We start from the raw sequence: 12435 nt of genomic DNA, 5'->3' as shown, positions 1-12435 counted from the left end.
GACTGGCCCTGGCTTGGCCCTGTGCTTCAGATGGCGACCAGCCGCTGGATGCCCTTGTCCTTCATCTCGCTGCCGGGCCCGCGCGCGATGACCTCGCCACGCTCCATCACCAGGTACTCGTCGGCGAGTTCTTCAGCGAAGTCGTAGTACTGCTCGCACAGCAGTACCGCCACCGCCTGGCCGTCCAGCCCCTGGTCGGCCAGGCGGCGGATCACGCGGCCGATGTCCTTGATGATGCTGGGCTGGATGCCTTCGGTGGGCTCGTCGAGGATCAGCAGGCGCGGGCTGGGCGCCAGCGCCCGGGCGATGGCCAGCTGCTGCTGCTGCCCGCCGGAGAGATCCCCGCCCCGGCGGCCCAGCATCTGCTGGAGCACGGGAAACAGTGCGTAGAGATGCTCCGGCACGGGTGTGGCGGCGCTCTTGTACGCCAGGCCCATGCGCAGGTTCTCTTCCACCGTGAGCCGCCCGAAGATCTCGCGGCCCTGCGGCACGAAGCCGATGCCGGCGCGGGCGCGCTCGTAGGGCGTCTTGCCCTGCAGGGGCTGGCCGTCGAAGGTGATGGTGCCGCTCTTGATGGGCACCAGGCCCATCAGGCTCTTGAGCAGCGTGGTCTTGCCGACGCCGTTGCGTCCGAGCAGGACGGTCACCTTGCCGGGGGCGGCGGTGAGGCTCACGTCGCGGAGGATGTGGGAGCCGCCGTAGTACTGGTGGAGGTTTTGGACGGTGAGCATGGTTTGTGGTGTTTTGGGCTGGTAGCGCTTGTTTTTCTTGCGTGTGCTGCTATTTTTTTAGGAGTTGCTTCAGCGATTGCTTGATTTGGATGCTGCTTTGACTTTCGCTGGGCGGTTGTTTCCCGGGGCTCGGGATGTGCGCCCGACAGCGCACTCACTTTCTTTTGCTTCGCCAAAAGAAAGTAAGCAAAGAAAAGGCGCCCCCCAGTCTGCGACCCCTTCGCTGCGCTACGGGGCAGACCTGCGGCGGGGCGCTTGCGGGGTGCCGCCGCAGAACTCACTACGCGCTTGGCAGCGCTCCGTTCGGACAGCCGCGGCGAGTCAGAGCACGAGGCATGCGTGTCCTTCGGCACGCATGCGCACCCCGCAAGCACCCCGCCGCAGGCGCAGCCAGCAGGGGTGGGGAACCGCACACGGGCCATTGCTTCGCTCGGCCCGGCACGCGCGCGCTTCGCGCTGCGGCGCCTGCAGTGCGCAGTGCGCTCCCAGGACTCGGCCGAGCGAAGCAATGGCCCGTGTGGTTCCCCACTCCCTTCTGTGCGTGCCGAGAAGCGCAGGGCGGCGGGTGCGTGCGTGTGCCGAAGGACACACGCACTTCGTGCTCTGACTTGCCGCAGCATGTTTGAACGGAGCGCGCAGCGCGCAGTGAGTTCTGCGGCAGCACCCGCCGACCGAGCATCGCAGGTTGCCCGTAGCGCAGCGAAGGGACACGCACAGTAGGGTCGCCTTTTCTTTGCTTACTTTCTTTTGGCGAAGCAAAAGAAAGTGAGTGCGCCGCCGGGCGCACATCCCGGCCCCGGGAAGCAACGCCACAGAGCATGCCTAAACAGCCCAGCGCAGCGACCTCAAAGCTCAAGCACCCCATCACCGCCCCAAATAAACCTCAATCACCCGCTCATCCCCCTGCACCTCATCCAACGTCCCCTCCGCCAGCACCGCCCCATCGCACAGCACCGTCACCTTCTCGCTGATCGTCCGGATGAACGACATGTCGTGCTCCACCACCATCAGCGAGTGCCGCCCCTTCAAGGAAAGGAATAGCTCCGCAGTCCGCGCCGTCTCGTCGTCGGTCATGCCCGCCACGGGCTCGTCGAGCAACAGCAGCTTCGGGTCCTGCATCAGCAACATGCCGATCTCCAGCCACTGCTTCTGCCCGTGGCTCAGCTCGCCCGCCGGGCGGGCCGGCTGGTGGGCCAGGTGGATGGTCTGCAGCACCTCGGCCAGGCGGTCCGACTGAGCGGAGTCGAGCTCGAAGAACATGGACGAGGCCACGCCCTTGTGCGTCTTCAAGGCGAGTTCGAGGTTCTCGAACACGGTGAGCTGCTCGAACACCGTGGGCTTCTGGAACTTGCGGCCGATGCCCAGGGCGGCGATCTGCGGCTCGTTGTGGCGCAGCAGGTCGATGGTGCTGCCGAAGAACACCGTGCCCCGGTCGGGCCGGGTCTTGCCGGTGATGATGTCCATCATCGTGGTCTTGCCCGCGCCGTTGGGGCCGATGATGCAGCGCAGTTCGCCGGGCGCGATGTCGAGGTTCAGGCCGTTGATGGCCTTGAAGCCGTCGAAGCTCACGTGGACGTCTTCGAGGTACAGGATGCGGCCATGGGCCACGTCCACCTCGCCGGGCACGGCCACGCGCGAGAAGCCTGCGGCGCGGCCGCCGGATTCGGTCTGGCCGGCGGCATCGGCTGGTGCCTGCGCGGCGCCTACGCGGCGCACGCCTTCTTCCATCAGGTCGGGGGTCATGATGCTGCGCCCTCCTCTTTGCGCAGGCTTTCCGCGTTGGCGTCAATGGCAGCCGTGGCGGGCGCCACCGCAGCCTTGGGCTCCTTCTTCGCGCGGCGCAGCAGGCCGACCACCCCGTTGGGCAGAAACAGGGTCACGGCGATGAAGAGCGCACCCAGGAAGTACAGCCAGAATTCCGGCGCCGTCACCGTGAGCCAGCTCTTGGCGCCGTTGACCAAAAAGGCGCCCACGATGGGCCCGATCAGCGTGGCGCGCCCGCCCACCGCAGCCCAGACCGCGATCTCGATGGAGTTGGCCGCGCTCATCTCGCCCGGGTTGATGATGCCCACCTGCGGCACGTAGAGCGCCCCGGCCACGCCGCACATCATGGCGCTGATGGTCCAGATCGTGAGCTTGTAGGGCAGCGGTGAATAGCCCGAGAACATGACCCGCGTTTCCGCATCGCGCACGGCCTGCAGCACGCGGCCGAATTTGCTGCGCACCAGCCAGCGGGCGAGCAGGAAGAAGCCCAGCAGCGCCAGCCCGGTGAGCACGAAGAGCAGCATGCGCATGGTCGGAGTGGCGATGGGATGGCCCAGGATGCGCTTGAAGTCGGTAAAGCCGTTGTTACCGCCAAAGCCCGTCTCGTTGCGGAAGAAAAGCAGCATGGCCGCATATGTCATGGCCTGCGTGATGATGGAGAAGTACACGCCCTTGATGCGCGAGCGGAAGGCGAAGTAGCCGAACACGAAGGCCACCAGCCCCGGCACCGCCACGATGAGCACCAGCGTGGCGATGAAGCTGTCCGACAGCGCCCAGTGCCAGGGCAGCTCCTTCCAGTCGAGGAACACCATGAAGTCGGGCAGGTCGCTCTGGTAGTTGCCTTCGCGTCCAATCTGGCGCATGAGGTACATGCCCATCACGTAGCCGCCCAGCGCGAAAAAGAGGCCGTGGCCCAGGCTCAGGATGCCGGTGTAGCCCCAGATCAGGTCCATGGCCAGCGCGCAGATGGCATAGCACATGATCTTGCCCAGCAGCGCCACAGCGTAGTCCGACAGGTGCAGCGGGCTGCCCGCAGGCACCCACAGGTTGAGCGCGGGCGCCACGGCGCAGACCACGATCAGCGCGACGATGAAGGCCGTCCAGCCGGTGCGGGTGAGCAGGGGTGCTGGCGCGGGCAATTGCACGGCAGAGGTAGAAGAAAGCTTGGTGGTCATGATGTGGATCGCCCCTCAGTCCGCTGTGCGGCCTTTCACGGCGAAGATGCCCTGCGGCCGCTTCTGGATGAAGATGATGATGAACACCAGCACGGCGATCTTGGCCAGCACGGCCCCGGTCCAGCCTTCGAGGAACTTGTTCAGCACGCCCAGGCCCAGCGCGGCATACACCGTGCCGGCCAGCTGGCCCACGCCGCCCAGCACCACCACCATGAACGAATCCACGATGTAGCTCTGCCCCAGGTCAGGCCCCACGTTGCCGACCTGGCTCAGCGCGCAGCCGGCCAGGCCCGCGATGCCCGAGCCCAGCGCGAAGGCGTAGGTGTCGATGCGCGCCGTGTTCACGCCCATGCACGAGGCGATCGGCCGGTTCTGCGTGACGCCGCGCACGAACAGGCCCAGGCGCGTGCGGCTGATGAGATAGGCCACGCCCGCCAGCACGGCGAAGGCGAAGGCCACGATGACGAGGCGGTTCCAGGGCAGCTGCAGGTTGTCCATCAGCTGCACGCCGCCACTCATCCAGGCGGGGTTCTCCACGCCCACGTTCTGCGCGCCGAACACCGTGCGCACCAGCTGCTGCAGCATCAGGCTGATACCCCAGGTGGCCAGCAGCGTCTCCAGCGGGCGGCCGTAGAGGAAGCGGATCACGCCACGCTCCAGCACCGCGCCCATCAACGCCGAAGCGCAGAATGCCACCGGCACGGCCGCGACCAGGTACCAGTCGAACGCGCCGGGCAGGTACCTCTGGAAGAGGCCCTGCATGACGAAGGTGGCGTAGGCGCCGATCATCATCAGCTCGCCGTGCGCCATGTTGATCACGCCCATCAGGCCGTAGGTGATGGCCAGGCCCAGCGCCACCAGCAGCAGGATGGAGCCCAGGCTGATGCCCGAGAACAGCGCGGCCAGCCGCTCGCCCCACTGCAGGCGGTCCTCCACGCGCTTGAGCGCGGCGCCCATGGCGGCCCTGGCCTTCAGGTCCTGCTCCTGGCGCAGCTGCTCCAGCAGCGCGGTGCGCGTGGCGGGGTCGCCGCTTTCGGCAAGGTAATGGGCGGCTTCGGTGCGGCGGGCAGCATCGCTGCTGGCCAGCAGCATGCGCGCGCGGATGCTTTCGAGCCGCGCTTTCAGGCCGGCATCGTGCTCGGCCGCCAGGGCCTTCTCGATGAGCGGCAGGCGCGCCTCGTCGGTCTCTTCCTTGAGCGCGTCGAGGGCGGCGCGCCGCTGGGCCACGTCGGGCGACAGCAGCTGCAGCGAAGCCAGGGCCGCATCGAATTCGCCGCGCATGCGGTTGTTGTTGACGATGTCCTCGGCCTCCGAGGGCACGGCGACGGGCGCACCCGTCACCGGATCGACGCCCTGCTCGTCCCGGACCACGATGGCCCGGTCGCCGGCGATCTTCACCGCATCGTCCGCCATCGCCCGGATGAACGCCACCGTGGCCTTGTCCGGCGTGGCGATGGCCTGCTGCAGCGCCGCGATGCGCTCATCGGTATCGCCCACAGCCATGGCCCGAGCGGCCTCCGCCGTAAGCGCATGCGCCTGCACCGCTGCGCAGATCAGCAGCAGGCAGGCGATCAAGCGATGGAAGATGGAAAGAAGCATGGAAATGAAACCCGGAGCGAAACGTCAGAAAGAAGCAGTGCGGTGACCTCACCCCAGACCAGCAGACGCCGCGGAACGGGCTTCGCCCGGCCGCTGGCGTCGTCGCCCCTCCCACGCGCCGCGTGAGGGAGGGGGGGAAGCGGCGCAGCCGCTCAGGGGGGTGTCACTTCTTCTCAGGCTCGTCCTTCTTCTTGTCGTTGCCCTCGATGTAAGGGCTCCACGGCTTGGCCTTGACCGGGCCGGGCGTCTTCCACACCACGTTGAACTGGCCGTCGGCCTTGATCTCGCCGATGAACACGCTCTTGTGCAGGTGGTGGTTCTTCTCGTCCATCTTGGAGACGATGCCGCTGGGCGCCTGGAAGGTCTGGCCGGCCATCGCGGCGATCACCTTGTCCACGTTGGTGGTCTTGGCCTTTTCCACGGCCTGGGCCCACATGTGAACGCCGATCCAGGTGGCTTCCATCGGGTCGTTGGTCAGCGGCTTGTCCTTGTGGCCGGGGATGTTGTTTTTCTTCGCGTAGTCGCTCCACTGCTTGATGAACGCGGCATTCGTCGGGTTCTTGAGCGACATGAAGTAGTTCCATGCCGCCAGGTGGCCCACCAGGGGTTTGGTGTCCACGCCACGCAGCTCTTCCTCGCCCACGCTGAAGGCGACGACCGGCACGTCCTTGGCCTTCAGGCCCGCGTTGCCGAGCTCCTTGTAGAAGGGCACGTTGGAGTCGCCGTTGATGGTGGAGACCACCGCCGTCTTGCCGCCCTGGCTGAACTTCTTGATGTCGGCCACGATGGTCTGGTAGTCGCTGTGGCCGAAGGGGGTGTACTTCTCGTCGATGTCGGAATCCTTCACGCCCTTGGACTTCAGGTAGGCGCGCAGGATCTTGTTGGTGGTGCGCGGATAGACGTAGTCGGTGCCCAGCAGCACCCAGCGCTTGGCGCCGCCACCGTCCTTGCTCATCAGGTAATCGACCGCGGGAATGGCCTGCTGGTTGGGCGCCGCGCCGGTGTAGAACACGTTCTTGGAAAGCTCCTCACCCTCGTACTGCACGGGGTAGAACAAGAGGCCGTTCATTTCCTCGACCACCGGCAGCACGGACTTGCGGCTCACGCTGGTCCAGCAGCCGAAGATCACCGAGACCTTGTCCTGGCCCAGCAGCTGCTTGGTCTTCTCGGCGAACAGGGGCCAGTTGGAGGCCGGGTCCACCACCACGGGCTCGAGCTTCTTGCCCAGCACGCCGCCCTTGGCGTTAATGTCTTCGATGGCCATCAGCACCGTGTCCTTCAGCACGGTTTCCGAGATCGCCATGGTGCCCGAGAGGCTGTGAAGCACGCCGACCTTGATGGTGTCCTGGGCGTGGGCGGGCAAGACGGCCAGGCTGGCGACAGCGGCTGCGGCAGACAGGGCCTTGAGGGTGAAACGACGTTGCATGGTGCGGGCTCTCCGATGGGGTGAAACGACCTGGTTCGCAGGCCCCGTGCCGGCCGTCTGGCCAGGCTTTCGATGGCTGCCTGCGATGGAGCCGATTCTGAAGAGCGCGCCGCCTGCGGCCTATACGCCAGGTGGCGTACGCCGGCGCTGATGCCGCCCCGCTCCCGGGGCGGCCAGCCAAGGCGGCTGCCGCCTAGCGCCGGCTTATGATCCGCGCCGGGAGATGGCATTCCTCCCTTGAACCGCGACGGCATCGCCCGTTGCTGATGATGCCTACAGCCACCTGATGAATCGATGGATTTCACGGCAGGTCTGTAGGCGCGCGCGTCCGCTTCGCGCTCATCGTCCCCTCCCCCGTGCTCCGCCGGTCGATCAGGTTCGTTACGACACCCCTCCACCGATCGCCATGACCCGATTCCACCGCATCGAACAGGCCGAGCTGCTGCCCTATATCGGCAAGTGGCTCGCCATCTCCGCCGCCGTCGCCGTGCTCGCCGGCTCCGCGTCCGCGTTCTTCCTCTTCGCCCTGGACTGGGCCACCCGCTGGCGCGAGGCGCACCGCCAGGCGATCTGGCTGCTGCCGCTGGCCGGCTTCGCCGTGGGCTGGGTCTATCACCGCCTGGGCCGCTCCGTCGATCGCGGCAACAACCTGCTGCTCGACGAGATCCACGACCCGAAGAAGGTCGTGCCGCTGCGCATGGCGCCGCTGGTGCTCGGGGGCACGGTGGTCTCGCATCTCTTCGGGGCTTCCGTGGGCCGCGAAGGCACGGCCGTGCAGATGGGCGGCGCGCTGGCGGACCAGCTCACGCTCCTGCTGCGGCTCAAGGCCGAGGACCGGCGCATCCTGCTGATGGCCGGCATCAGCGCGGGCTTCGCGTCGGTGTTCGGCACGCCGCTGGCCGGGGCCCTCTTCGGGCTGGAGGTGCTGGCGATCGGGCGCATGCGCTACGACGCGCTCTTCCCCTGCGTGGTGGCCGCCATCGTCGCCGACCAGGTCGGGCTGGCCTGGGGCGTGCATCACACGCACTACGCCGTGGCGCTGGTGGTGCCGGTGGCGTTCTGGAGCGTGGCCGCCGTGGTCGTGGCGGGCATCGTCTTCGGCCTCGCCGGGCTGGCGTTCGCCAGCGCCACGCACCGGCTGGGCGGCCTCATGAAGCGGTGGATCGCCTACCCGCCCCTGCGCCCGCTGGTGGGCGGCGCCGTGGTGGCGACGGCGGTGTGGGCGCTCGACGGCTACCGCTACATCGGGCTGGGCATCCCCACCATCGTGCAGGCCTTCCAAGAGCCGCTGGCGCCGTGGGACTGGCTGGGCAAGCTCGCCTTCACCGTCGCCTCCCTGGGCGCGGGCTTCAAGGGCGGCGAGGTCACGCCGCTCTTCTACATCGGCGCCACCCTGGGCAATGCGCTGGCGCCGCTGCTGCACCTGCCCTTCCCCATGCTGGCGGCCCTCGGCTTCGTGGCCGTCTTCGCCGGCGCGGCCAACACGCCCGTGGCGACGACGGTCATGGCCGTGGAGCTGTTCAGCCCCGAGATCGGCCCGCTGGCGGCCATCGCCTGCGTCGCGAGCTATCTGTGCTCGGGGCATGCGGGCATTTATCACGCCCAGCGCGTGGGGCAGAGCAAGCACCGCGCGTCAGGGCTGCCGGCGGATCTGCGGCTGGAAGAGATCGCCGGCTACCGCAAGGCCGAGCGCAGACAGCACGCCCAGGAATGACGCAGGCCGGCTCGCCTCGGCTAAGCCGGCACCGTCACCGCCTTGCGCACCGGGCTGGAGAGCACCAGCGAAGTGGTCACCGCGCCGTGCACGGCCAGCGCATCCACCACGCGCTCCAGATCGGCCGGCTGGGCGATGGCGCAGCGCACGATGAAGCAGTCCTCGCCGGTCACGCGGTCGGCCTCCAGCACCTCGGGCATCTGCTGGAAGAGCTGCACATAGGGCGCGATACCCGCATGCGTGGTCTGGATGCGGATGATGGCCTGCAGGCCCACGCCGATGGCGCGCAGGTTGACCCGCGCGCCGTAGCCTTCAATCACGCCCGCGGCTTCGAGCTTGCGCACCCGTTCGCTCATCGCGGGCTGCGACAGGCCGATGCGCTTGCCCAATGCCGCCAGGCTCTGCCGCGCATCGGCTTGCAGCGCCTGCAGGATCAGCCGGTCTTTCTTGTCCAGTTCCATCGCTTCGCTTCCTCGATTGGCCGATGAGTCATCGGTGCAGGCCGGCCATTTCCGATGCCCGCCCCTTCCTGCCGGCGGCGGGCCCGGGCTATCGTTGCCGGACTCAACTCCCCTGGATTCTCGTCGCCATGCAACTCATCGGAATGTTCGATTCTCCCTATGTCCGCCGCGTCGGCGTGTCGCTGCACCTGCTGGGCCAGCCGTTCGGGCACCAGCCGCTCTCGGTGTTCAGCACCTTCGAGGCCTTCGGCCGCATCAACCCGGTGGTGAAGGCGCCCACGCTGGTCTGCGACGGCGGCGAGGTGCTCATGGATTCAACCCTGATCCTGCAGTGAGCCGACACGCTGGGCACGCGGCGCCTGGCGCCGGCCGAGCCCGCCGCGCTGCGCCACGACCTGCGCTTGGCCGGACTGGCGCTGGCCGGGTGCGAGAAGGCCGTGCAGATCGTCTATGAGCGAAATCTGCGGCCGGCGGAAAAGCAGCACCAGCCCTGGCTGGACCGCGTGCAGGGACAGCTCGCGGCAGCCTTCGCCACGCTGGAGGCCGAGATCACGCGCGTGCCGCTGGTGGCCGAGGCCGCAGCCATGACGCACGGCAGCGTGGCCACGGCCGTGGCCTGGAGCTTCACGCAGCTGCTGCTGCCGGGCCAGGTGGGTGCTGAGCAGCATCCGCAGATCGCGGCCTTTACCGCAGCGGCCGAGCGCCTGCCGGCGTTCCAGGCCTGCCCGCAGGTCTGAGACGGCGGACTCCTTCACCCCCAAAGAAAAAGGGCCGGCCCGGTTGCCCGGAGCCAGCCCTTCGTGCCCGGCCGCGCCAGCGCACTGGCGGCAGCCGAACCCTCAGCCGATCGATTACTGCTTGACGGCTTCGACCTGCGCGACGATGCGCACGTTCTTGGGGAAGCCGTACTGCACGCCGTAGTCGGCGCCGAAGGCGGTGCGGTCGATGGTGGTCTCGAAGTCGCCGCCGCAGACTTCACGCTTGAGCATGGGGTTCTGGTAGCAGGCGAACTGGTTGGCCTTGAAGGTGGCGGGCTGGGTCTTGCCCTTGATGGTCAGCTCGCCCGAAACGGAGGTCAGCTTGTCGCCGTCGAAGACGAACTTGTCGCCCACGAACTTGGCCGTGGGGTACTTGGCGGCGTCGAAGATGTCGGCGCTTTGCAGGTGCTTGTCGAAAGCCGGCGTGCCGGTGTCGATGGAGGTCATGTCGATGGTCAGCTCCACCTTGCCGGTCTTGGCGGCCTTGTCCAGTTGGATCGTGCCTTCCTTCTTGTCGAAGCGGCCGCGGTTCACGCTGGCGCCGAAGTGGCTGATCTCGAACGTGGCGAAGGTGTGGGTCGGATCCACGGCATACGTGGCGGTCTGGGCCTGAACGGCGCCGGCAACCAGGGTGGCGGCCACAGCGGCCAGGGCGAAGAAGGATTGACGCATGTCGATAACTCCAGGTTGAAAAGAAAACGGGATCGAAAAGGGACTAAGAAAAAAGGAAACGCAGCGCTTTACAGCTTGCCCACGCCGGTCAGCGCCAGCTTGAACTTCACCTGCACGTCGTCGGCCACCATGGAGGTGTCGGCCCACTCGTTCTCGCCGATCTTGAAGGCCAGGCGCTTGATGGTGAAGGCACCCGTCGCGGTGGTGATGCTGCCGCTTTGCGTGAGCGTGACAGGCACGTTCACGTCCTGCGTGGCGCCCTTGATGCTCAGCTTGCCGGCCACATCGAACTTGCCGGGGCCGGCGGCCTTGATGGCGGTGGACTGGAAGGTCGCCTGCGGGAACTTGGGCACGTTGAACCAGGTGGCCTTGGGCAGTTCGGCATCGCTTTCCTTCACGCCCAAGGTGGCGCTGCCCGTGTCCACGGTGAAGGCGATCTTGCTGGTCGCTGGCTTGGCGGGGTCGAAGGCGATCTGCGCGTCGAACTTCTTGAAGCGCCCTTCCACTGGCACGCCCATCTGCTTGCTCACGAAGAGGATTTCGCTCTGCGCCGGCACCAGCGCCTGCTGGGCCCAGGCAGGTACTGCAGCCATCAGTGCGCTGGAGGCGAAGGCCAGGCCGGCCAGGGACGTGGTCAGAAGACGCATGAAAAGGCTCCGTCGGGAAAAAATAAAAGGAAAGAAAGGCACAGCGGGTGAACGAGGCGCTCAGCCCCGGCCCGGCAACATGCGCGAGAGCAGTCCGTCACGGTCGATGACATGGTGCTTGAGCGCAGCCGTCACATGTAGCACCACCAACGCCGCCAGCGCGTAGGCCGTGATCTCGTGCCAGGGCTTGATGGCCTCGGCCAGCTCGGGGCTCACGGGCACGAAGCTCGGCAGCGGCAAGATGCCCAGGAACACGATCGGAAAGCCCGCCGCCGAGCTATACGCCCAGCCCACCAGCGGCACGATGAAGAAGAGCGCGTAGAGCAGATGATGGGTGGCATGGTGCGCCACCTGCTGCCAGCGCGGCATGGCATGTTCTATGGCGGGCGGCAGCGCGGGCGGGCGGTGCGTGATACGCCAGACGAGCCGCATCAGCGAGAGGGTGAGGATGGTGACCCCGGCCCACTTGTGCCAGTTGTAGAGCTTCAGGCGCTGGGGCGAAAAGGGCAGCCCTGTCATATAGAGACCCACGCAGAACACGCCGACGATGGCGATGGCCAGCAGCCAGTGCAGGGCGATGGCGGTGGTGGTGTAGCGGGCCGGACGGGACAGGCTCATGGAGTCATGGGGCAGGGATAGGGAGGCGGCCGCGCAATGCAGCCGGGCTGTGCGTCTGCAGTCTAGGGTCAGACTGTCCGGAAAACTTCAATGGAATTGATGTTTTGATTCAATCTTTGTGAACAAATACCCATCCCGTCAGCGGCTGAACGATGACCTGCACGGCTGCTCCACTCGCTGCGAGGCGATCGCCAGCCTGCCGACCTCCGCAACGCATTGGGGGCATTGATTCAATTTCTTGCAGCGGACCCGCGCAGGAGCCCATGCCCGCCTGGCTACGATCTTCCCACTGCCGGCCGGCCTCACGCCGCGCACGCCCATCATCCACTGAAAGGCGAGGTGAGTGTCTTGAAGAAAATGCTGTTGTCCCTGCTGGCCTGCTCCATGGCCCCCATCGTTTCGGCCGAAGGCGGCGGGGGCGCCGCGCAGGCGCCGTCCGTCGATGTGCGCTTCGGCAAGCCTACGTTCACGCAAAAGCTCTTCTACGAAAAGATGTACGAGAAGAAGCCCTTCGAGGACGCGACCCTCTACTACTACGACAACGGGCTGTACAAGATCATCTCGCCCGGCGAGGAGCACTACGGCGTGTACGTGGTGCGCGGCAAGCTCACCGACGACGAATACTCGGTGAACTTCATCTCCCTGCCCTCGTCGGACTGGGGCGGCAAGACCGCCATGCACGCGCTGAAGTTCGACCGCAAGACCGGCCGCTTCACGCAGCAGGCCACCTGGGAAGACGACCCGCACATCGCGCCCCAGCACGGGCGCTTCAGCCAGGAGGCGAACACCATCGCCGACCCGCGCCCGGTGACGTGGGAAACGCACGCGCAGCCGGAGCAGCGCGGCCAGTAGGCCGGCAAGGCAGACAGG

The 12435-nt window shown here is 66.9% G+C and carries 11 protein-coding genes, 1 pseudogene and 1 riboswitch; of the genes and pseudogenes, 3 read left to right on the top strand and 9 right to left on the bottom strand.

Annotated features, from left to right (window positions below):
- Positions 1–26 precede the first annotated feature (26 nt).
- The 5 genes from urtE to urtA all read right to left on the bottom strand — a co-directional run bounded on the left by urtE (position 27) and on the right by urtA (position 6695).
- On the bottom strand, positions 27–731 hold the full coding sequence (urtE, locus tag AC3A84_RS00240; RefSeq protein WP_487967764.1) for an urea ABC transporter ATP-binding subunit UrtE: 705 nt from the start codon (positions 729–731) through the stop codon (positions 27–29).
- An 864-nt stretch (positions 732–1595) separates the two neighbouring features.
- Positions 1596–2474, bottom strand: a complete 879-nt coding sequence (gene urtD, locus AC3A84_RS00235; RefSeq protein WP_487967763.1) for an urea ABC transporter ATP-binding protein UrtD — start codon at positions 2472–2474, stop codon at positions 1596–1598.
- Positions 2471–3670, bottom strand: a complete 1200-nt coding sequence (gene urtC, locus AC3A84_RS00230) for an urea ABC transporter permease subunit UrtC (RefSeq protein ID WP_487967762.1) — start codon at positions 3668–3670, stop codon at positions 2471–2473. Before urtC ends, urtD begins: the two co-directional genes overlap by 4 nt.
- Positions 3671–3685: 15 nt before the next feature.
- Complete coding sequence (gene urtB / locus AC3A84_RS00225) at positions 3686–5269, bottom strand: urea ABC transporter permease subunit UrtB (RefSeq protein WP_487967761.1); 1584 nt, start codon at positions 5267–5269, stop codon at positions 3686–3688.
- Between the two features lie 163 nt (positions 5270–5432).
- Positions 5433–6695, bottom strand: a complete 1263-nt coding sequence (gene urtA / locus AC3A84_RS00220; protein WP_487967760.1) for an urea ABC transporter substrate-binding protein — start codon at positions 6693–6695, stop codon at positions 5433–5435.
- Positions 6696–6905: 210 nt separating this feature from the next.
- Positions 6906–6978: riboswitch (Fluoride riboswitch) on the top strand.
- A 123-nt stretch (positions 6979–7101) separates the two neighbouring features.
- On the opposite strand from urtA, the gene AC3A84_RS00215 reads away from it, so the two are divergent.
- Positions 7102–8409 (top strand): voltage-gated chloride channel family protein, encoded by a 1308-nt coding sequence (locus AC3A84_RS00215; protein WP_487967759.1) that lies wholly within the window; start codon positions 7102–7104, stop codon positions 8407–8409.
- A 20-nt stretch (positions 8410–8429) separates the two neighbouring features.
- Here AC3A84_RS00215 and AC3A84_RS00210 read toward each other — a convergent pair whose 3' ends face one another.
- Entirely contained in the window at positions 8430–8870 is a 441-nt protein-coding gene (locus AC3A84_RS00210) for an Lrp/AsnC family transcriptional regulator (RefSeq protein ID WP_092941788.1), read from the bottom strand.
- Positions 8871–8998: 128 nt separating this feature from the next.
- Between AC3A84_RS00210 and AC3A84_RS00205 the strand changes: the two are divergent.
- Positions 8999–9607, top strand: a pseudogene (locus tag AC3A84_RS00205) (glutathione S-transferase).
- A gap of 114 nt (positions 9608–9721) precedes the next feature.
- Here the strand turns inward: AC3A84_RS00205 and AC3A84_RS00200 are convergent.
- The 3 genes from AC3A84_RS00200 to AC3A84_RS00190 form a co-directional block, all read right to left on the bottom strand.
- A complete protein-coding gene (locus AC3A84_RS00200) occupies positions 9722–10300 on the bottom strand; it encodes a YceI family protein (RefSeq protein ID WP_487967758.1) in 579 nt (192 codons plus the stop codon).
- Between the two features lie 68 nt (positions 10301–10368).
- The gene (locus tag AC3A84_RS00195; RefSeq protein ID WP_487967757.1) at positions 10369–10947 is read right to left on the bottom strand and encodes a YceI family protein; all 579 of its coding nucleotides are present in this window, start codon (positions 10945–10947) and stop codon (positions 10369–10371) included.
- A gap of 60 nt (positions 10948–11007) precedes the next feature.
- Positions 11008–11565 carry a cytochrome b gene (locus AC3A84_RS00190; protein WP_487967756.1) on the bottom strand — a complete coding sequence of 186 codons (558 nt, stop codon included), beginning with the start codon at positions 11563–11565 and terminating at the stop codon, positions 11008–11010.
- Between the two features lie 357 nt (positions 11566–11922).
- On the opposite strand from AC3A84_RS00190, the gene AC3A84_RS00185 reads away from it, so the two are divergent.
- Positions 11923–12417 carry a hypothetical protein gene (locus tag AC3A84_RS00185; protein ID WP_487967755.1) on the top strand — a complete coding sequence of 165 codons (495 nt, stop codon included), beginning with the start codon at positions 11923–11925 and terminating at the stop codon, positions 12415–12417.
- The last annotated feature ends 18 nt before the right edge of the window (positions 12418–12435 follow it).

This window comes from Paracidovorax sp., assembly GCF_057642795.1.
Note: the sequence above shows the minus strand (reverse complement) of the source record. Positions and strands in the feature narration are given on the sequence as shown.

Coding starts and splice junctions, on each gene's coding strand:
- urtE (WP_487967764.1), bottom strand. CDS start 731: ATGCTCACCGTCCAAAACCTCCACCAGTACTACGGCGGCTCCCACATC.
- urtD (WP_487967763.1), bottom strand. CDS start 2,474: ATGACCCCCGACCTGATGGAAGAAGGCGTGCGCCGCGTAGGCGCCGCG.
- urtC (WP_487967762.1), bottom strand. CDS start 3,670: ATGACCACCAAGCTTTCTTCTACCTCTGCCGTGCAATTGCCCGCGCCA.
- urtB (WP_487967761.1), bottom strand. CDS start 5,269: ATGCTTCTTTCCATCTTCCATCGCTTGATCGCCTGCCTGCTGCTGATC.
- urtA (WP_487967760.1), bottom strand. CDS start 6,695: ATGCAACGTCGTTTCACCCTCAAGGCCCTGTCTGCCGCAGCCGCTGTC.
- AC3A84_RS00215 (WP_487967759.1), top strand. CDS start 7,102: ATGACCCGATTCCACCGCATCGAACAGGCCGAGCTGCTGCCCTATATC.
- AC3A84_RS00210 (WP_092941788.1), bottom strand. CDS start 8,870: ATGGAACTGGACAAGAAAGACCGGCTGATCCTGCAGGCGCTGCAAGCC.
- AC3A84_RS00200 (WP_487967758.1), bottom strand. CDS start 10,300: ATGCGTCAATCCTTCTTCGCCCTGGCCGCTGTGGCCGCCACCCTGGTT.
- AC3A84_RS00195 (WP_487967757.1), bottom strand. CDS start 10,947: ATGCGTCTTCTGACCACGTCCCTGGCCGGCCTGGCCTTCGCCTCCAGC.
- AC3A84_RS00190 (WP_487967756.1), bottom strand. CDS start 11,565: ATGAGCCTGTCCCGTCCGGCCCGCTACACCACCACCGCCATCGCCCTG.
- AC3A84_RS00185 (WP_487967755.1), top strand. CDS start 11,923: ATGCTGTTGTCCCTGCTGGCCTGCTCCATGGCCCCCATCGTTTCGGCC.